The following is a 15,631-nucleotide window of genomic DNA, read 5'->3' on the forward strand; positions in this document are numbered from 1 at the left end:
ACGTGAGCTTCGGCGTCGAGCTGATCGCCCCGATCGCGATGGAAAACGGCCTCCGCTTCGCCATCCGCGAAGGCGGCCGCACCGTCGGAGCCGGCGTCGTCTCCAAAATCATCGAGTAAGCGCTTGATGCGCGGTCCGCGCTGTGCGAAAGCGCGGCGCGGATCGTACAGAACCGATCTGACCTTCGGGCGGGAGTCACTCCCGCCCTTCGGGTTCGAAGAGGGCCGATGGAATGAGCCACCGGTCGTCCTATCAACTCCAAAGCCTTGAAAGGCTGACGAAATGCAAAGCCAAAACATTCGCATTCGGCTGAAAGCGTTCGACTACCGTGTGCTGGACGCCAGCACCCAGGAGATCGTGAACACAGCCAAGCGGACCGGCGCCAACGTCCGTGGCCCGATCCCGCTCCCCAACAAGATCGAGAAGTTCACCGTTCTGCGTGGTCCCCACGTCGACAAGAAATCTCGTGACCAGTTCGAGATCCGCACGCACAAGCGCCTGCTGGACATCGTCGATCCGACCCCGCAGACCGTGGACGCGCTGATGAAGCTCGACCTCGCGGCCGGCGTGGATGTCGAGATCAAGCTGCAATCGTAAGCCGGGAGGGTAATGAGAATGTTGCGCTCTGGTATCATCGCCAAGAAGGTCGGCATGACCCGACTGTTCATGGAAGACGGCAAGCAGGTTCCGGTGACGGTCCTGCAACTGGACAAGCTTCAGGTGGTCGCTCAGCGCACCGCCGAGAAGGACGGCTACAGCGCCGTTCAGCTGGGGGCTGGAACCTCCAAGGCCAAGCGGGTCAGCAAGGCCATGCGTGGCCATTTCGCCACCGCTAAGGTCGAACCCAAGCGGAAGGTCGCCGAGTTCCGGGTCGATCCCGAGAACCTGATCGAGGTCGGTGAGGAAATCACCGCCGATCACTACTTTGAAGGCCAGTTCGTCGACGTGGCGGGCACCTCGATCGGTAAGGGGTTCGCCGGTGCCATGAAGCGGCACAATTTCGGCGGCTTGCGCGCCAGCCACGGCGTGTCGATCAGTCACCGTAGCCACGGCTCGACCGGCCAGTGTCAGGACCCCGGCAAGGTGTTCAAGGGCAAGAAGATGGCCGGCCACATGGGCGCTGCCCGCGTGACCACGCAGAACCTGCAGGTCGTCCGCACGGACTCCGAGCGCGGCCTGATCATGGTCAAGGGCGCGGTTCCCGGCTCCAAGGGTGGTTGGGTCACCGTCAAGGATGCGGTCAAGAAGCCGTTCCCCGAGAACGCGATCCTGCCCGCCGCACTGAAATCCGCAGCCGAGGCCGCGGCGAAAGCGGCCGAGGAAGCCGCTGCAGCCGCCGCAGCCGAAGCCGAGGCCGAGGCCAAGCGCCTGGCCGAGGAACAGGCCGCCGCCGAGGCCGAGGCGCTGAAAGCCGCCGAGGCCGAGATCGAGGCCGAGAAGAAGGAAGGCGAGGAATGAAACTCGACGTGATCAAACTCGACGGTGCCAAAGCCGGCGATATCGAGCTCGACGCCGATCTGTTCGGCCTGGAGCCGCGTGCGGATATCCTGCACCGCGTGGTCCGCTGGCAGCGCAACAACGCGCAGCAGGGCACCCACAAGGTCAAGACCCGTTCTGAAACCAGCTTCTCGACCAAGAAGATCTATCGCCAGAAAGGCACCGGCGGCGCACGCCACGGTGACCGGAACGCACCGATCTTCCGTGGTGGTGGCATCTACAAGGGGCCGACCCCGCGCAGCCACGGTCATGAGCTGACCAAGAAGTTCCGCAAGCTGGGCCTGCGCCACGCGCTGTCCGCCAAGGCGAAAGCGGGCGAGCTGGTCATCCTCGACGAAGCGGCCGCCGACGGCAAGACCGGCGCCCTGGCCAAGCAGGTCAAGAGCCTGGGCTGGAAGCGCGCGCTGATCATCGACGGAGCATCGGTCAACGAAGGTTTCGCCAAGGCGGCGCGCAACATCGAAGGCCTGGACGTGCTGCCGACGATGGGCGCAAACGTTTACGACATCCTCAAGCGTGACACGCTGGTGATCACGAAAGCGGGTGTCCAAGCACTGGAGGCTCGTCTGAAATGAGCGCGAAACCGGAATACTACGACGTGATCCGCAAGCCGGTCATCACCGAGAAGGCCACCATGGCGTCCGAAAGCGGCGCGGTGGTATTCGAAGTGGCGATCGACAGCAACAAGCCGCAGATCAAGGAGGCCGTCGAGGCGCTCTTTGGTGTCAAGGTGAAGGCCGTGAACACGACCATCACCAAGGGCAAGGCAAAGCGGTTCCGCGGCCAGATGGGCAAGCGGAAGGACGTCAAGAAAGCCTATGTGACGCTCGAAGAGGGCAACACGATCGACGTGACGACCGGGCTGTAAGCGCGGTTTCACCCGACGGTAAAGAACCCCGGCTGCGCGAGCGGCCGGGGTTTCACGTTTTCGGGGGCGTTGGGAGGCGAGGTCCTTTGCCGGTCGAGATGCGCGCAGCGGAACTGGCCGACGCAACGTCACAACGGCCGCTGCTTGTTCCGTCCGGGAAACCGATTACGTGGGCGGCGTTGCAATTTCGATCTTGCTGCACCTGCAGCAGAAGATCGGTACGGAGTTCCATCATGTTTTACAGAGTTTTCGCGGCTGCTTTCGTTGCCGTCGCGCTTTCAACCGCAGTTGCATCGGCCGCCACGCTGATCGAGGCGGATTTCGGAGAGTTCGGCGACAGGTTCGACGTGCCGACCGATTTCACCGGGTACGACACGATCGTCGGCAGTTCGAACGAGCGTGAGGATTTCGAGTATTTCCGGTTCGATTCCTTTCTTGAAGGAACGACCAGCCTCGAATTTTCGCTGACGAACGCGGGGCAGGGCTCGAACATGCTGATCCGCTTGTCGTCCACTCCCTTCACGATGAGCGAGTGGGACTGGACGATCGACGAGTTCGAGGCGGGCAGCATGAGCGCGCGCGAGCTTTATGCAAACCAATGGGATCCCGAGGACAGGTATACCTTCGTGCTTCCGGACGGGTTTGAGGGACCGCTTTACGGATTCGTTCGCTTCTACAGCACCAATAGCGACTCGTCCTTTTCGATCAGCGCAACCGGGGCCCAAGGCGGGGGCGAGGTGTCACCGGTTCCGGTGCCGGCGGCGCTTCCGATGATGCTGGCCGCCCTAGGTGCGATGGGCGCTGTCTATGGGGCCCGCCGGCGGTCTGCCTGACGTCCGGACCGGGAGTAGGGCGGCATACGCGGCGGTAACGACGCCGGGATCCGTGCGCCCGCAGGTCTCCGCCAAGGGATTTCTTGCGGCACGGTGCTGCAGGTCTCTTTTCCGGACTGGGCCGATGGGATTATTCGGCCTTTGCCGCTTGACCCGCCCGCCAGTCCTTTATAACAGACACCATCCGCGAGGCCCCGGATTCGTCCGGGGCTTTGCCGTTGTTCCGCACCGGATGCGTCCGATCCGCGGAACGTCAAGTCGGGGACCTTCGGGGCCCTTCATACCATAGGCGGGACCTGTCCCGCCGTTCAGCAAACGGAAGACAGTAACATGGCACTCAAGTCGTACAAGCCGACGACGCCGGGCCAGCGTGGGCTGGTTCTGATCGACCGTTCGGAGCTTTGGAAAGGACGCCCCGTCAAGGCCCTCACGGAGGGTCTGACCAAGTCGGGCGGACGGAACAACACCGGGCGGATCACCATGCGTCGCACGGGCGGCGGGGCAAAGCGCCTCTACCGCGTCGTGGATTTCAAGCGCAACAAACTGGATATGTCCGCCGTGGTGGCGCGTATCGAATATGACCCGAACCGGACCGCGTTCATCGCGCTGATCCAGTACGAAGACGGCGAGCAGGCCTATATCCTCGCGCCGCAACGTCTGGCGATCGGTGACAAGGTCATCGCGGGCAGCAAGGTCGACATCAAGCCGGGCAACGCGATGCCGTTCTCGGGAATGCCGATCGGCACGATCGTGCACAACATCGAAATGAAGCCCGGCAAGGGCGGCCAGATCGCACGTGCGGCCGGCACCTACGCCCAGTTCGTCGGTCGCGATGGCGGCTATGCCCAGATCCGTCTGAGCAGCGGTGAACTGCGCCTGGTGCGCCAGGAATGCATGGCCACCGTCGGCGCCGTGTCCAACCCGGACAACAGCAACCAGAACTTCGGCAAGGCCGGGCGCATGCGTCACAAGGGCATCCGCCCATCCGTGCGCGGTGTCGTGATGAACCCGATCGACCACCCCCATGGTGGTGGTGAAGGCCGCACCTCCGGTGGCCGTCACCCGGTGACGCCCTGGGGCAAGCCGACCAAGGGTGCCAAGACCCGCAACAGAAACAAAGCGTCCAGCAAGCTGATCATCCGCTCGCGGCACGCCAAGAAGAAGGGACGCTGATAGATGTCTCGCTCTGTCTGGAAAGGGCCTTTCGTCGACGCATACGTGTTGAAGAAGGCCGAAGCGGCCCGCGAAAGCGGTCGCAACGAAGTCATCAAGATCTGGTCGCGCCGCTCGACGATCCTGCCCCAGTTCGTGGGTTTGACGTTCGGCGTCTACAACGGCAAGAAACACATCCCCGTCAACGTCAGCGAGGACATGATCGGTCAGAAGTTCGGCGAATACAGCCCGACGCGGACCTATTATGGCCATGCCGCCGACAAAAAAGCGAAGCGGAAGTAAGCCATGAGCAAGGACAAGAATCCCCGCCGCGTGGCAGACAACGAAGCGATGGCAAAACTGCGCATGCTTCGCACGTCGCCGCAGAAACTCAACCTGGTCGCCGCGATGATCCGCGGCAAGAAGGTCGATCGGGCGCTGACCGATCTGACGTTCTCCAACAAGCGGATCGCCGAGGACGTGAAGAAGTGTCTTCAGTCCGCGATTGCGAATGCCGAGAACAACCACAACCTGGACGTCGATGAACTGATCGTCGCCGAGGCCTATGTGGGCAAGAACCTGACACTGAAGCGCGGTCGTCCGCGGGCTCGTGGCCGGTTCGGCAAGATCATGAAGCCGTTCTCGGAACTGACCATCAAAGTGCGCCAGGTAGAGGAGCAAGCCTAATGGGTAACAAAGTCAATCCGATTGGCATGCGCCTGCAGGTGAACCGCACCTGGGACAGCCGCTGGTATGCCGACACCAAGGATTATGGTGATCTTCTTCTGGAAGACCTCGCCATCCGCGATTTCGTCAAGGACGAGTGCAAGCAGGCCGGCATCAGCCGCGTGATCATCGAGCGTCCGCACAAGAAGTGCCGCGTCACGATCCACACGGCGCGTCCGGGCGTCATCATTGGCAAGAAAGGCGCGGATATCGAGACGCTGCGCAAGAAGATCGCCAACATGACGGACAGCGAGCTGCACCTGAACATCGTCGAAGTGCGCAAGCCGGAACTCGACGCGGCGCTGGTGGGTGAATCCATCGCGCAGCAACTCGAGCGCCGGGTGTCGTTCCGTCGCGCCATGAAGCGCGCGGTGCAGAACGCCATGCGGATGGGGGCCCTGGGGATCCGGGTGAACCTCGCCGGGCGTCTCGGCGGTGCCGAGATCGCGCGGACCGAATGGTATCGCGAGGGCCGGGTGCCGCTGCACACGCTGCGCGCGGACATCGATTACGCCCATGTCGAAGCCAAGACCGCTTACGGGATCATCGGGATCAAGACCTGGATCTTCAAGGGCGAGATCATGGAGCACGACCCGGCGGCACGCGACCGCAAGGCACAGGAACTCCAGGACGGACCAGCACCTCGCGGTGCCGGTGGCCGTCGCTAAGGGGGAATGAAAGATGCTTCAACCAAAGCGCACAAAATTCCGCAAGCAGCACAAGGGCCGCATCAGCGGTCAGGCAAAGGGCGGATCTGACCTCAACTTCGGGACCTATGGCCTGAAGGCGTTGCAGCCCGAGCGTGTCACCGCGCGCCAGATCGAAGCTGCGCGTCGTGCCATGACCCGTCACATGAAACGCCAGGGCCGGGTCTGGATCCGGATCTTCCCGGACACCCCGGTGACCTCCAAGCCGACCGAAGTGCGGATGGGTAAAGGCAAGGGCTCGGTCGATTTCTGGGCCGCCAAGGTCAAGCCGGGCCGCGTGATGTTCGAGATCGACGGCGTCAATGACGACATCGCCCGCGAGGCCCTGCGCCTTGCCGCGATGAAGCTGCCGATCAAGACCCGCGTCGTGGTTCGCGAAGACTGGTAACCGACGGCGTCGCCGCTGTGCGCGCTCCGGTTCAGATATTGCCCCCGCCGGGACACCGGCGGGGGCTTTCCTTTTTTGCAGGGGGCGCTGCCCCCGTCGCGGCGGGCCGCGACTCCCCCGCCGTATTTGGACCAAGAAGAAGAGCCGGGTTGCGGCGTGATCTGCCCTCGTCCTCGGTGTTTCGCTGCGCTATGAGGGGGTATGGCCGAGATCGAGTCGCTTTTCGTCACCCGTCTGTACCGTGCCGCCCTGGGCGAGCGGGGCGGGATCGATGTGGCGGAGCTGGAGGCATCCTGTCTTGCGATCGCCGAGGATGACGAGGCGGGGCAGGCGTGGTGCGAGGAGAACGGCTATCCCGGCTACACGAGCTATGCATCGCTGGACGATCTGCCCTGGCGCTTTCCGATCTTCAAGGATCTGGAGGCGGTGCTGGATGCCCATGTGGCGGCCTTCGCCGAGGATCTGGAGTTCGACCTGGGCGCGCGGAAGCTGAAGCTCGACAGCCTGTGGATCAACATCCTGCCCGAGGGCGGGACCCATGCGAGCCATATCCATCCGCACAGCGTGATCAGCGGAACGACCTATGTGGCGATGCCGGACGGGGCGAGCGCGCTGAAGCTGGAGGATCCGCGGTCGGCGCGGATGATGGCGGCGCCGCCGAGGGTGAAGGCGGCGCGCCGGGAGATGCGGCCGTTCATCTACGTGACGCCGGCGGTGGGCGATGTGCTGCTCTGGGAGAGTTGGTTGCGCCACGAGGTGCCGATGAACATGGCCGAGGACGAGCGGATCAGCGTCAGCTTCAACTACGCCTGGGCGTAGGGGGACGCGGCCCGCGGTCGCGACCGCGCTTGATCCGTTACCCGAACCTTAACGCGACCGGGGCGAAAGACGCCGCGCAGCTGCGACTCGCCAGGTTAACAAGGGCGATGCGGGCGACTCCGGGTTGTGCAGGGCGTGCAGACTGCGTGCAGATCGCGTGCATACGCGCTGTGCCGATGGGGCCGGTAAACAGGGCGCGCGCCGGTCAGTCGGGCGCCTTGCAGCCGAAGGGGACGAAGGTGCTGGCCATGCCTTCGTTCATCGTCATGATCGTCAGAAGGTCGGCCAGGGCGATCTCGGCCTCGGTTTCGGCGCAGACCGTTCCCTGCGTGGTGCAGCCCGACGCGATGAAGGCGTCGTTCTGCGCCAGGAAGCCCGGGCGCAGGCCGACAGGTCCGACGGCGGCGAGGGCGTCGCTGAAGGCCTGCTGGTAGAGGTCGCATTTCTCGGCGCTCCAGTCCGCGGGAAGGGGGGCCGGGTCCTGCACGGCGAGGAGGGCGAACGGGGCTGCCGCAAGGATCAGGTCGATCATCGAGATGGGGTCCGTGCAAGGATCAGGGTCGGCCGCAAGTTACGGCCCGACCGCCGGTCTGTCCATCGCGCGGGCAGGGGCGACGACGGTCTCTGGCCGCTCATCGCGGCTGACCGCAGGGGCGTGCAAACTTTCTCTTGCCCTCATCGAGTGAGGCCCCTATAGAGCGGCATCTTGCGGGTTCCTGCCAATGGCGGGGGATTCGCGTGTCAATCTGTCATCCACCAGGTCAAGGGTGACCCGACCGTCGGGGCTCTCTGGTGTTTTGAGAAAGGAAAACGGCGATGAACGCCCAGGAATTGCGTGACAAGACGCCCGATCAGCTTCGTGAAGAGCTGGTCAATCTGAAAAAGGAAGGCTTCAACCTGCGCTTCCAGCAGGCCACCGGCCAGCTCGAGAACACGGCCCGCATGCGGGCTGTGCGTCGCGAAGCCGCGCGCGTGAAGACCATCCTGAACGAAAAGGCCGCTGCCGCGGCATCCGAGGAGTAATCAGATGCCCAAGCGTATCCTGCAAGGCACCGTCACCAGCGACGCCAACGAACAGACCGTCACCGTGTCCGTGGAACGCCGTTTCACGCACCCGGTTCTGAAGAAGACCATCCGTAAGTCCAAGAAGTACCGGGCTCACGATGAGAAGAACGCTTTCAAGGTCGGCGATTCCGTCCGCATCATCGAATGCGCGCCGCGCTCGAAAACGAAACGCTGGGAGGTTCTGGAGGCGTAAGCCTGCGGAACTGACCGTTTAATCGAAACCCTGGGGCAGGACGCCTGTCCCCAAAGGTCGGGAGACATCATATGATCCAGATGCAGACCAATCTGGATGTCGCTGACAACTCCGGCGCACGCCGAGTTCAGTGCATCAAGGTCCTGGGTGGGTCCAAGCGGAAATACGCGAGTGTCGGTGACATCATCGTCGTGTCCGTCAAGGAAGCCATCCCGCGCGGCCGCGTGAAGAAGGGCGACGTCCGCAAGGCCGTCGTCGTGCGCACCGCCAAGGAAGTTCGCCGCGATGACGGCACCGCGATCCGCTTCGACCGGAACGCCGCCGTGATCCTCAACAACGCGGGCGAGCCCGTTGGCACCCGGATCTTCGGACCCGTGGTGCGCGAGCTGCGCGCCAAGAACTTCATGAAAATCATCTCGCTTGCTCCGGAGGTGCTGTAATCATGGCTGCCAAACTCCGCAAAGGCGACAAGGTCGTCGTTCTGGCCGGCAAGGACAAGGGCAAGGAAGGCACGATCTCTTCCGTTGACCCGAAGGCCGGCAAGGCCGTGGTCGATGGTGTGAACATCGCCATCCGCGCCACCCGTCAAAGCCAGACCAGCCAGGGCGGTCGCATCCCGAAGGCGATGCCGATCCAGCTGAGCAACCTGGCGCTGCTCGATGCCAACGGCAAGCCCACGCGCGTGGGCTTCAAGACGGAAGGCGACAAGAAAGTGCGCTTTGCCAAGACCACGGGGGACGTGATCGATGCTTGATACCGCGAACTATACCCCGCGCCTCAGAACCGAGTTCCGCGAACGCATCAAGGCCGCGATGAAGGAAGAGTTCGGTTACAAGAACGACATGCAGATCCCGCGTCTGGACAAGATCGTCCTGAACATCGGCTGCGGTGCCGAGGCTGTCCGTGACAGCAAGAAGGCAAAGTCGGCGCAGGAAGACCTGACCACCATCGCCGGCCAGAAGGCCGTGACCACCAAGGCCAAGAAATCCATCGCCGGCTTCCGGGTCCGCGAAGAGATGCCCCTGGGGGCCAAGGTGACGCTGCGCGGCGACCGGATGTATGAATTCCTTGATCGTCTGATCACCATTGCGATGCCCCGCATCCGCGACTTCCGCGGCGTGCCGGGCAAGTCGTTCGACGGCCGTGGCAACTATGCCATGGGCCTGAAGGAACACATCGTGTTCCCCGAGATCGATTTCGACAAGGTCGACGAGACCTGGGGGATGGACATCATCATCGCCACCACGGCGAAAACCGACGCTGAAGCCAAGGCGCTGTTGAAGCATTTCAACATGCCCTTCAATTCATAAGCGCGGGAAGGATTACACATGGCCAAGAAAGCAATGATCGAACGCGAGAAGAAGCGGGAAGCGCTGGTGAAGAAATACGCCGCCAAGCGTGCCGCTCTGAAAGAGATCGCGAATGACGAGAGCAAGCCGATGGAAGAGCGTTTCAAGGCGCGCCTGAAGCTTGCCAAGCTGCCGCGCAACAGCTCGGCGACGCGTCTGCACAACCGGTGCCAACTGACCGGGCGTCCGCACGCGTATTACCGCAAACTGAAGATTTCGCGGATCGCGCTCAGGGATCTCGGCTCTGCCGGCCAGATCCCCGGCATGGTCAAGTCGAGCTGGTGAGGAGGGCATAAGATGAACGATCCTATCGCAGACATGCTCACCCGGATCCGCAACTCGTCGATGCGCGGCAAATCTACCGTGATCACCCCGGCGTCGAAGCTGCGGGCATGGGTTCTGGATGTGCTGGCCGACGAAGGCTATATCCGCGGCTACGAGAAGCTGACCGGGGCCGATGGCCATCCGGCGCTGGAAATCAGCCTGAAATACTTCGAAGGCGAACCCGTCATTCGCGAGCTCAAGCGGGTCTCCAAGCCCGGTCGCCGCGTCTATATGGGCGTCAAGGACATCCCGCAGGTTCGTCAGGGCCTGGGCGTGTCGATTGTCTCCACCCCCAAGGGTGTGATGTCGGATGCAGCAGCGCGCAATGCCAATGTCGGCGGCGAAGTGCTCTGCACCGTATTCTAAGGAGGTCCATCGATGTCTCGTATTGGCAAGAAACCGGTCGAACTGCCCAGTGGCGTGACCGCCTCCGTCGCGGGCCAGACCATCGAGGTCAAGGGCCCCAAGGGCACGCGCAGCTTCTCGGCCACGGATGACGTGACCCTGGCTGTCGAGGACAATGTCGTCACCATCACGCCGCGCGGCTCCTCCAAACGGGCGCGTCAGCAGTGGGGCATGTCCCGCACGATGATCGCCAACCTGGTCACCGGCGTGACCACTGGGTTCAAGAAGGAACTCGAGATCCAGGGTGTGGGCTATCGTGCCCAGATGCAGGGCAACACGCTGAAGCTGAACCTGGGCCTGTCGCATGACGTGGATTACACGGCGCCCGACGGGGTCACCGTTTCCGCGCCCAAGCAGACCGAGGTCGTGGTCGAGGGCATCGACGAGCAGCTCGTCGGGCAGGTCGCCGCGAACATTCGCAACTGGCGCCGTCCCGAGCCCTACAAGGGTAAGGGCATCCGCTACAAGGGCGAGTTCATCTTCCGCAAGGAAGGCAAGAAGAAGTAAGGACGCAAGACATGGCAAACAGCAAAAGACAACTGTTCTTGAAGCGCCGCCTGCGCGTTCGGAACAAGCTTCGCAAGGTCAACGCCGGGCGTCCGCGCCTGTCGGTGCACCGCTCGAACAAGAACATCAGCGTGCAGCTGATCGACGACGTGAACGGCGTGACGCTCGCGTCGGCCTCCACGCTCGAGAAGGACCTGGGCGTGGTCGGCAAGAACAACGTCGAGGCCGCGACCAAGGTGGGTGCGGCGATCGCCGAGCGCGCCAAGAAGGCCGGTGTGGACGAAGCCTATTTCGACCGCGGCGGCTTCCTGTTCCACGGCAAGGTGAAGGCCCTGGCCGACGCTGCGCGCGAGGGCGGACTGAAGCTCTGACGTCGCTCTGACGTCGCATGGCTGAAGGCGGCCCCGGTGGTGGGGCCGTCTCGATGATCCGGGAGCCGCGTGCTCACCTGGATTGAGACAAGAACAGGGCCGCGTGCCCGAAACCGAAGGAGGCCACATGGCCAGAGATGACAACCGCCGGGGCAACCGTCGCGACCGCGACGAGACGCCCGAATTCGCAGATCGCCTGGTCGCGATCAACCGTGTGTCCAAGACCGTCAAGGGCGGCAAGCGCTTCGGCTTCGCGGCGCTCGTCGTCGTGGGCGACCAGAAGGGCCGCGTGGGCTTTGGCAAGGGCAAGGCGAAAGAAGTGCCCGAGGCCATCCGCAAGGCCACCGAGGCCGCCAAGCGCGGCATGATCCGCGTGCAACTGCGCGAAGGCCGCACCCTGCACCACGACATGGAAGGCCGTCACGGCGCCGGCAAGGTCGTGATGCGCACGGCGCCGGAAGGAACCGGGATCATCGCCGGTGGTCCGATGCGCGCCGTGTTCGAGATGCTGGGCGTCAAGGACGTGGTCAGCAAGTCGACCGGCAGCCAGAACCCCTATAACATGATCCGCGCCACCATGGACGGGTTGAAGAAGGAACAGTCGCCCCGGTCCGTCGCGCAGCGCCGCGGCAAGAAGGTGGCCGACATCCTGCCCAAGCGTGACGAGGCCCCCACGGCGTCGGCACAAGTGGCCGAGGAGGCTTAAACCATGGCAAAAACCATCGTCGTCAAGCAGATCGGCAGCCCGATCCGCCGCCCCGCCAAGCAGCGCGCGACGCTGATCGGCCTGGGCCTGAACAAGATGCACAAGACCCGCGAACTGGAAGACACGCCGTCCGTGCGCGGCATGATCAACAGCATCCCGCACATGGTCGAGATCATCGAAGAGCGCGACTGAGCGGTTTTCGAAGGTGATTGCGAAAACGCCCCGGAGTGATCCTCCGGGGCGTTTTTTCTTTTTGATGAAGGCGTGTTTTTTCGGCGGACTATTTTGCGGCCGCGCGGGATCAATTGCACAAGGGGGTCTCAGAGAGGGAGCTCGACGATGGCGCTGCGCAGCTCTGGATGCATTTTCCAACGGCCTTCCAGGCCCGGAGTGTTCTTTTCCGGAATCCAGAGCGCGATCACGCCCGTTGGGAAGTCTTTTTCGCGAGAGCCAGATTGAGGCACACGGATCGACATGGCGTCGGCGAGCAGTCTTCCCGCTTTTCCGTAGTGTAGATTCGCGGTGGAGAAATCAGAGTAGCCACCCGATCTTGCGAGTTCAGATGCCGTCATTAATTGTTCGTCCGCCCGTGCGTGTGCCCTGAGCATGTCACGTTGGGCTTTGTGCAAATCTGCGATGCCGAGTGCTATCGCGTATTCCGCTTTGGACGGAACATGGAAGTTCATGCTTTCTTCAAATCTGCGCGCTGCTTTGGCGTCGCTATCCCGCGCGTCGAGCTTTTGGCGTATTTCGTCCAGCACCTGTTTTTCGTCAGGTGCGGATGCCTGAGCGACGATACCCGAGCCTTGCTTTGCCTTTGAGAGAAAGGCGCGCGCCTCCCAAGCGTCTCTGACGGGCATGGCCTTGATTGTATATTGCCTGAAATTGACTGTCGTTGCCTTGCGCAATGGTCGTTCCCTTTTTTCAATTCTGACGAATTGAAATCACCATTTCTGCCGCTGGAGAACAAGGCTTTGAAAAGCAGGACTTAGATGGTCCATCTTGATACTTCGACTTGAAGTGTGTTTGTGTCTTTCTCCGAATGTGAACTGGGCAGGTTCGGCTTGCAGTGATCTCACGCCTCGGCGAGCAGGGCCGGGACGTCGAGCGGTGCGTTGATCATCTGCAGTTGGCCGTCGGCATCGCGGGGCCAGTCTTCGGGGGCGCGGTCGCGGTAGAGTTCGACGCCGTTCTGGTCCGGGTCGCGCAGGTAGATCGCTTCGCTGACGCCGTGGTCGGCCGCGCCGTCGAGCGGGATGCCGGCGTCGAGCACGCGTTTCAGGGCCTGGGCCAGGGCGGTGCGATCGGGAAACAGGAAGGCGGTGTGGTAGAGGCCGGTATGGCCCGGGGGCGGGGGCGTGCTGCCGGCGCTCTCCCAGGTGTTGAGCCCGATATGGTGGTGATAGCCGCCGGCGGCGAGGAAGGCGGCCTGGCTGCCGTAGCGCTGGGTCAGCTCAAAGCCGAGCACGCCGCCGTAGAACGCGATGGCGCGGTCGAGGTCTGCGACCTTGAGGTGAACGTGACCGACGCGGGTCTGCGGGGCGATGGGATGATCCATGGTGAGGTCCTTTCGCCCACAGATATGGGCGAAGGACGCGGCCCGTGGAAGGGCGCGCGGCGCGCAGACGGGCTGCGCGCCCGCACAGGGGTCAGCCGACGGGGCCGACCATGCCGACGATGTCGAAGGTCTTGCGCAGGATCGGGGCGGTGATCTCGCGGGCCCGGTGGGCGCCGGCGCTCAGGATGCGGTCGATCTCGGCCGGGTCGGCCATCAGGCGGGACATCTCGGCCGAGATCGGCGACAGCTTGGCAACGGCGAGGTCGGCCAGCGCGGGCTTGAAGGTGCCGAAGGGCTGGCCTGCGAACTGGGTCATCACCGCCTCGGCCGTGCTGTCGTCAAGTGCTGCGTAGATGTTGACGAGATTGCGCGCCTCGGGCCGGTCGGCCAGCCCGTCGAGGCTGTCGGGCAGGGGTTCCGGGTCGGTCTTGGCCTTGCGGATCTTCTTGGCAATCGCGTCGGCGTCGTCGGTCATGTTGATCCGGCTCATGTCCGAGGGGTCGGACTTGCTCATCTTCTTGGTGCCGTCGCGCAGGCTCATCACGCGGGTGGCGGCACCTTCGATGACCGGTTCGGTGATCGGGAAGAAGTCGACGCCGTAGTCGTGGTTGAACTTGGTGGCGATGTCGCGGGTGAGTTCGAGATGCTGCTTCTGGTCCTCGCCCACGGGGACGTGGGTGGCGTGATAGATCAGGATGTCGGCGGCCATCAGCGACGGGTAGGCGAACAGGCCCAGCGAGGCGTTCTGGGCGTTCTTGCCGGCCTTGTCCTTGAACTGGGTCATCCGCTGCATCCAGCCCATGCGGGCGACGCAGTTGAACACCCAGGCAAGCTGTGCGTGTTCGGGCACCTGGCTCTGGTTGATCAGGATGGATTTCGCCGGGTCGATGCCGGCGGCGAGGAAACCGGCGCAGAGCTCGCGCGTGTTGCGGGTGAGCGTGGCGGGGTCCTGCCAGACGGTGATCGCGTGCAGGTCGACCATGCAATAGACGGTCTCGAAGCTGCCTGCCTCCTGCATGTCGACGAAACGCTTCATCGCGCCGAGGTAGTTGCCGAGCGTCAGCCCGCCGGACGGCTGGATGCCGGAGAACACGCGCGGCGTAAAACTGGACTCGGTCATGGGGAACTCCCGTCTGGCATATCTGGCCCGCCTCGCTTACCCATGGGGCGGGGTATCGTCAACAGGCCCCGAACGCAGGCCGCAGAAGGGATTGCACCGCATGGGAAACGATCAGAACATCAGCGCCGTCAACCCGTTGCCGCCCGTGGTCGCGGCGCTGTTTCTCGTCATCCTGGGGATCGAGCTTCTGTTCCAGCTGGGCACGCGCGGCCTGGTCGGCGGGCCCGGCGCGGTGGGCTGGCGGCTGGAGGCGATCCAGACCTATGCGTTCTCGGGCGATATCCTCGACTGGATGCGGGAGACCGGGCAATGGCCGCCGGAGCACCTGTTCCGGTTCCTGAGCTATCCGTTCGTGCACACCTCGTTTACCCATGCGCTGTTCGTTGGAGTGTTCCTGCTGGCGATGGGCAAGATGGTGGCCGAGGTGTTCGGCAGCGTCGCGTTCCTGGTGGTGTTCGTGGTGTCGGGGATCGGCGGCGCACTGGCCTATGGCGTGCTGCTGGACGATCCGGTGCCGCTGATCGGGGGCTTTCCGCCGGTCTACGGGCTGATCGGGGCATTCACCTACATGCTGTGGCGGTCGCTGTCGACGGTGGGGGCGAACCAGGCGCGGGCCTTCACGCTGATCAGTTTCCTGATGGGGATCCAGCTGCTGTTCGGCCTGCTGTTCGGGGGCAACAACGACTGGGTGGCCGATCTCGCCGGGTTCGCCACCGGGTTCGGCCTGTCGTTCTTCGTGTCGCCCGGCGGCTGGGCGCGGCTGCGCTCGCGCATCCGGCACGACTGATCCGGCGGCACGGGGGCGCGCCGGATCGGCGGTGGTCTGTCAGTTCTTGCGCATCGGGCAGGTGTTCATGCCCAGCAGCTGGTAGAGCGGGCAATAGCCGATCGCGCCGGTCAGGAGGGGCACGATCCCGATCAGGCCCCAGGCGGTCTTGGGTCCGACGAAGACCAGCGACAGCAGCACGAGCCCCAGTATGACGCGCAGCGCGCGGTCGAGCGTTCCTTCATTTCGTGTCATTCCATGTCCTTTCCTTGGCGCT

29 protein-coding genes are annotated in these 15,631 nt (G+C 63.5%); 24 read left to right on the forward strand and 5 right to left on the reverse strand.

Annotation, left to right across the window (positions count from 1 at the left end; translation table 11 throughout):
- The 12 genes from JF290_RS06435 to JF290_RS06490 form a co-directional block, all read left to right on the forward strand.
- A partial coding sequence (locus tag JF290_RS06435) for an EF-Tu C-terminal domain-related protein (protein WP_199023609.1) occupies positions 1-119 on the forward strand: 119 nt, incomplete at its 5' end.
- Positions 120-282: 163 nt separating this feature from the next.
- On the forward strand, positions 283-597 hold the full coding sequence (rpsJ, locus tag JF290_RS06440) for a 30S ribosomal protein S10 (RefSeq protein WP_008756422.1): 315 nt from the start codon (positions 283-285) through the stop codon (positions 595-597).
- An 18-nt stretch (positions 598-615) separates the two neighbouring features.
- Positions 616-1,458: a 50S ribosomal protein L3 gene (rplC, locus tag JF290_RS06445; protein ID WP_199024025.1), complete on the forward strand. Its 843-nt coding sequence runs from the start codon at positions 616-618 to the stop codon at positions 1,456-1,458.
- On the forward strand, positions 1,455-2,072 hold the full coding sequence (rplD, locus tag JF290_RS06450) for a 50S ribosomal protein L4 (protein ID WP_199024026.1): 618 nt from the start codon (positions 1,455-1,457) through the stop codon (positions 2,070-2,072). The genes rplC and rplD overlap by 4 nt, the downstream gene beginning before the upstream one ends.
- Entirely contained in the window at positions 2,069-2,365 is a 297-nt protein-coding gene (locus tag JF290_RS06455) for a 50S ribosomal protein L23 (protein ID WP_199024027.1), read from the forward strand. Before rplD ends, JF290_RS06455 begins: the two co-directional genes overlap by 4 nt.
- Positions 2,366-2,598: 233 nt before the next feature.
- Complete coding sequence (locus JF290_RS06460) at positions 2,599-3,198, forward strand: PEP-CTERM sorting domain-containing protein (RefSeq protein ID WP_199024028.1); 600 nt, start codon at positions 2,599-2,601, stop codon at positions 3,196-3,198.
- A 330-nt stretch (positions 3,199-3,528) separates the two neighbouring features.
- Complete coding sequence (gene rplB / locus JF290_RS06465) at positions 3,529-4,371, forward strand: 50S ribosomal protein L2 (protein ID WP_199024029.1); 843 nt, start codon at positions 3,529-3,531, stop codon at positions 4,369-4,371.
- 3 nt (positions 4,372-4,374) lie between these two features.
- Positions 4,375-4,653: a 30S ribosomal protein S19 gene (gene rpsS, locus JF290_RS06470; RefSeq protein ID WP_106609258.1), complete on the forward strand. Its 279-nt coding sequence runs from the start codon at positions 4,375-4,377 to the stop codon at positions 4,651-4,653.
- Between the two features lie 3 nt (positions 4,654-4,656).
- On the forward strand, positions 4,657-5,037 hold the full coding sequence (gene rplV, locus JF290_RS06475) for a 50S ribosomal protein L22 (RefSeq protein ID WP_199024030.1): 381 nt from the start codon (positions 4,657-4,659) through the stop codon (positions 5,035-5,037).
- Positions 5,037-5,744: a 30S ribosomal protein S3 gene (gene rpsC, locus JF290_RS06480; protein WP_199024031.1), complete on the forward strand. Its 708-nt coding sequence runs from the start codon at positions 5,037-5,039 to the stop codon at positions 5,742-5,744. Before rplV ends, rpsC begins: the two co-directional genes overlap by 1 nt.
- Before the next feature lie 13 nt (positions 5,745-5,757).
- A complete protein-coding gene (rplP, locus tag JF290_RS06485; protein WP_199024032.1) occupies positions 5,758-6,171 on the forward strand; it encodes a 50S ribosomal protein L16 in 414 nt (137 codons plus the stop codon).
- 201 nt (positions 6,172-6,372) lie between these two features.
- Entirely contained in the window at positions 6,373-6,990 is a 618-nt protein-coding gene (locus JF290_RS06490) for a 2OG-Fe(II) oxygenase family protein (RefSeq protein ID WP_199024033.1), read from the forward strand.
- 205 nt (positions 6,991-7,195) lie between these two features.
- Here the strand turns inward: JF290_RS06490 and JF290_RS06495 are convergent, their stop codons facing one another.
- A complete protein-coding gene (locus JF290_RS06495) occupies positions 7,196-7,522 on the reverse strand; it encodes a hypothetical protein (RefSeq protein WP_199024034.1) in 327 nt (108 codons plus the stop codon).
- A gap of 284 nt (positions 7,523-7,806) precedes the next feature.
- Between JF290_RS06495 and rpmC the strand changes: the two genes are divergently transcribed.
- The 11 genes from rpmC (at position 7,807) to rpmD (ending at position 12,102) form a co-directional block, all read left to right on the forward strand.
- Positions 7,807-8,013: a 50S ribosomal protein L29 gene (gene rpmC, locus JF290_RS06500; protein WP_199024035.1), complete on the forward strand. Its 207-nt coding sequence runs from the start codon at positions 7,807-7,809 to the stop codon at positions 8,011-8,013.
- 4 nt (positions 8,014-8,017) lie between these two features.
- Positions 8,018-8,248, forward strand: coding sequence for a 30S ribosomal protein S17 (rpsQ, locus tag JF290_RS06505; protein ID WP_199024036.1), 231 nt, complete (start codon positions 8,018-8,020; stop codon positions 8,246-8,248).
- Positions 8,249-8,319: 71 nt separating this feature from the next.
- Positions 8,320-8,688 carry a 50S ribosomal protein L14 gene (gene rplN / locus JF290_RS06510; RefSeq protein ID WP_047996064.1) on the forward strand — a complete coding sequence of 123 codons (369 nt, stop codon included), beginning with the start codon at positions 8,320-8,322 and terminating at the stop codon, positions 8,686-8,688.
- A gap of 2 nt (positions 8,689-8,690) precedes the next feature.
- Positions 8,691-9,002 carry a 50S ribosomal protein L24 gene (gene rplX / locus JF290_RS06515; RefSeq protein WP_199024037.1) on the forward strand — a complete coding sequence of 104 codons (312 nt, stop codon included), beginning with the start codon at positions 8,691-8,693 and terminating at the stop codon, positions 9,000-9,002.
- Positions 8,995-9,558, forward strand: a complete 564-nt coding sequence (gene rplE / locus JF290_RS06520; protein ID WP_199024038.1) for a 50S ribosomal protein L5 — start codon at positions 8,995-8,997, stop codon at positions 9,556-9,558. Before rplX ends, rplE begins: the two co-directional genes overlap by 8 nt.
- A gap of 18 nt (positions 9,559-9,576) precedes the next feature.
- A complete protein-coding gene (gene rpsN / locus JF290_RS06525; RefSeq protein WP_199024039.1) occupies positions 9,577-9,882 on the forward strand; it encodes a 30S ribosomal protein S14 in 306 nt (101 codons plus the stop codon).
- 12 nt (positions 9,883-9,894) lie between these two features.
- A complete protein-coding gene (gene rpsH, locus JF290_RS06530; protein WP_199024040.1) occupies positions 9,895-10,287 on the forward strand; it encodes a 30S ribosomal protein S8 in 393 nt (130 codons plus the stop codon).
- A gap of 12 nt (positions 10,288-10,299) precedes the next feature.
- Positions 10,300-10,833 carry a 50S ribosomal protein L6 gene (gene rplF / locus JF290_RS06535; protein ID WP_199024041.1) on the forward strand — a complete coding sequence of 178 codons (534 nt, stop codon included), beginning with the start codon at positions 10,300-10,302 and terminating at the stop codon, positions 10,831-10,833.
- A gap of 11 nt (positions 10,834-10,844) precedes the next feature.
- Entirely contained in the window at positions 10,845-11,204 is a 360-nt protein-coding gene (gene rplR, locus JF290_RS06540) for a 50S ribosomal protein L18 (RefSeq protein ID WP_199024042.1), read from the forward strand.
- Positions 11,205-11,331: 127 nt separating this feature from the next.
- Positions 11,332-11,910 (forward strand): 30S ribosomal protein S5, encoded by a 579-nt coding sequence (gene rpsE, locus JF290_RS06545; RefSeq protein ID WP_199024043.1) that lies wholly within the window; start codon positions 11,332-11,334, stop codon positions 11,908-11,910.
- Between the two features lie 3 nt (positions 11,911-11,913).
- Positions 11,914-12,102 carry a 50S ribosomal protein L30 gene (gene rpmD / locus JF290_RS06550; RefSeq protein WP_199024044.1) on the forward strand — a complete coding sequence of 63 codons (189 nt, stop codon included), beginning with the start codon at positions 11,914-11,916 and terminating at the stop codon, positions 12,100-12,102.
- 128 nt (positions 12,103-12,230) lie between these two features.
- Here rpmD and JF290_RS06555 read toward each other — a convergent pair whose 3' ends face one another.
- The 3 genes from JF290_RS06555 to trpS all read right to left on the reverse strand — a co-directional run bounded on the left by JF290_RS06555 (position 12,231) and on the right by trpS (position 14,588).
- Positions 12,231-12,818, reverse strand: coding sequence for a hypothetical protein (locus JF290_RS06555; RefSeq protein ID WP_199024045.1), 588 nt, complete (start codon positions 12,816-12,818; stop codon positions 12,231-12,233).
- Between the two features lie 167 nt (positions 12,819-12,985).
- Complete coding sequence (locus JF290_RS06560; RefSeq protein WP_199024046.1) at positions 12,986-13,468, reverse strand: VOC family protein; 483 nt, start codon at positions 13,466-13,468, stop codon at positions 12,986-12,988.
- Positions 13,469-13,559: 91 nt separating this feature from the next.
- On the reverse strand, positions 13,560-14,588 hold the full coding sequence (gene trpS, locus JF290_RS06565; RefSeq protein ID WP_199024047.1) for a tryptophan--tRNA ligase: 1,029 nt from the start codon (positions 14,586-14,588) through the stop codon (positions 13,560-13,562).
- A gap of 100 nt (positions 14,589-14,688) precedes the next feature.
- Here trpS and JF290_RS06570 point away from each other — a divergent pair, with 100 nt between their 5' ends.
- Positions 14,689-15,375 carry a rhomboid family intramembrane serine protease gene (locus JF290_RS06570; RefSeq protein WP_199024048.1) on the forward strand — a complete coding sequence of 229 codons (687 nt, stop codon included), beginning with the start codon at positions 14,689-14,691 and terminating at the stop codon, positions 15,373-15,375.
- A 39-nt stretch (positions 15,376-15,414) separates the two neighbouring features.
- Here JF290_RS06570 and JF290_RS06575 read toward each other — a convergent pair whose 3' ends face one another.
- Entirely contained in the window at positions 15,415-15,609 is a 195-nt protein-coding gene (locus JF290_RS06575) for a YgaP family membrane protein (RefSeq protein ID WP_199024049.1), read from the reverse strand.
- Between the last annotated feature and the right edge of the window lie 22 nt (positions 15,610-15,631).

The sequence above is a fragment of the Sedimentitalea arenosa genome, from assembly GCF_016428585.1.
Lineage (GTDB): Bacteria > Pseudomonadota > Alphaproteobacteria > Rhodobacterales > Rhodobacteraceae > Sedimentitalea > Sedimentitalea arenosa.

Excerpts from the sequence above, each read along its gene's own strand:
- rplX (WP_199024037.1), top strand. The coding sequence starts at position 8,691 with ATGGCTGCCAAACTCCGCAAAGGCGACAAGGTCGTCGTTCTGGCCGGC.
- rpsE (WP_199024043.1), top strand. The coding sequence starts at position 11,332 with ATGGCCAGAGATGACAACCGCCGGGGCAACCGTCGCGACCGCGACGAG.
- JF290_RS06575 (WP_199024049.1), bottom strand. The coding sequence starts at position 15,609 with ATGACACGAAATGAAGGAACGCTCGACCGCGCGCTGCGCGTCATACTG.
- JF290_RS06455 (WP_199024027.1), top strand. The coding sequence starts at position 2,069 with ATGAGCGCGAAACCGGAATACTACGACGTGATCCGCAAGCCGGTCATC.
- rplV (WP_199024030.1), top strand. The coding sequence starts at position 4,657 with ATGAGCAAGGACAAGAATCCCCGCCGCGTGGCAGACAACGAAGCGATG.
- JF290_RS06495 (WP_199024034.1), bottom strand. The coding sequence starts at position 7,522 with ATGATCGACCTGATCCTTGCGGCAGCCCCGTTCGCCCTCCTCGCCGTG.
- rpsC (WP_199024031.1), top strand. The coding sequence starts at position 5,037 with ATGGGTAACAAAGTCAATCCGATTGGCATGCGCCTGCAGGTGAACCGC.
- rpmC (WP_199024035.1), top strand. The coding sequence starts at position 7,807 with ATGAACGCCCAGGAATTGCGTGACAAGACGCCCGATCAGCTTCGTGAA.
- rpsJ (WP_008756422.1), top strand. The coding sequence starts at position 283 with ATGCAAAGCCAAAACATTCGCATTCGGCTGAAAGCGTTCGACTACCGT.
- rplB (WP_199024029.1), top strand. The coding sequence starts at position 3,529 with ATGGCACTCAAGTCGTACAAGCCGACGACGCCGGGCCAGCGTGGGCTG.
- rplF (WP_199024041.1), top strand. The coding sequence starts at position 10,300 with ATGTCTCGTATTGGCAAGAAACCGGTCGAACTGCCCAGTGGCGTGACC.
- rplP (WP_199024032.1), top strand. The coding sequence starts at position 5,758 with ATGCTTCAACCAAAGCGCACAAAATTCCGCAAGCAGCACAAGGGCCGC.
- rpsN (WP_199024039.1), top strand. The coding sequence starts at position 9,577 with ATGGCCAAGAAAGCAATGATCGAACGCGAGAAGAAGCGGGAAGCGCTG.
- rpsQ (WP_199024036.1), top strand. The coding sequence starts at position 8,018 with ATGCCCAAGCGTATCCTGCAAGGCACCGTCACCAGCGACGCCAACGAA.
- rplN (WP_047996064.1), top strand. The coding sequence starts at position 8,320 with ATGATCCAGATGCAGACCAATCTGGATGTCGCTGACAACTCCGGCGCA.
- rpsS (WP_106609258.1), top strand. The coding sequence starts at position 4,375 with ATGTCTCGCTCTGTCTGGAAAGGGCCTTTCGTCGACGCATACGTGTTG.
- rpsH (WP_199024040.1), top strand. The coding sequence starts at position 9,895 with ATGAACGATCCTATCGCAGACATGCTCACCCGGATCCGCAACTCGTCG.
- JF290_RS06570 (WP_199024048.1), top strand. The coding sequence starts at position 14,689 with ATGGGAAACGATCAGAACATCAGCGCCGTCAACCCGTTGCCGCCCGTG.
- JF290_RS06460 (WP_199024028.1), top strand. The coding sequence starts at position 2,599 with ATGTTTTACAGAGTTTTCGCGGCTGCTTTCGTTGCCGTCGCGCTTTCA.
- rplD (WP_199024026.1), top strand. The coding sequence starts at position 1,455 with ATGAAACTCGACGTGATCAAACTCGACGGTGCCAAAGCCGGCGATATC.
- rplC (WP_199024025.1), top strand. The coding sequence starts at position 616 with ATGTTGCGCTCTGGTATCATCGCCAAGAAGGTCGGCATGACCCGACTG.
- rpmD (WP_199024044.1), top strand. The coding sequence starts at position 11,914 with ATGGCAAAAACCATCGTCGTCAAGCAGATCGGCAGCCCGATCCGCCGC.
- trpS (WP_199024047.1), bottom strand. The coding sequence starts at position 14,588 with ATGACCGAGTCCAGTTTTACGCCGCGCGTGTTCTCCGGCATCCAGCCG.
- rplE (WP_199024038.1), top strand. The coding sequence starts at position 8,995 with ATGCTTGATACCGCGAACTATACCCCGCGCCTCAGAACCGAGTTCCGC.
- JF290_RS06560 (WP_199024046.1), bottom strand. The coding sequence starts at position 13,468 with ATGGATCATCCCATCGCCCCGCAGACCCGCGTCGGTCACGTTCACCTC.
- JF290_RS06490 (WP_199024033.1), top strand. The coding sequence starts at position 6,373 with ATGGCCGAGATCGAGTCGCTTTTCGTCACCCGTCTGTACCGTGCCGCC.
- rplR (WP_199024042.1), top strand. The coding sequence starts at position 10,845 with ATGGCAAACAGCAAAAGACAACTGTTCTTGAAGCGCCGCCTGCGCGTT.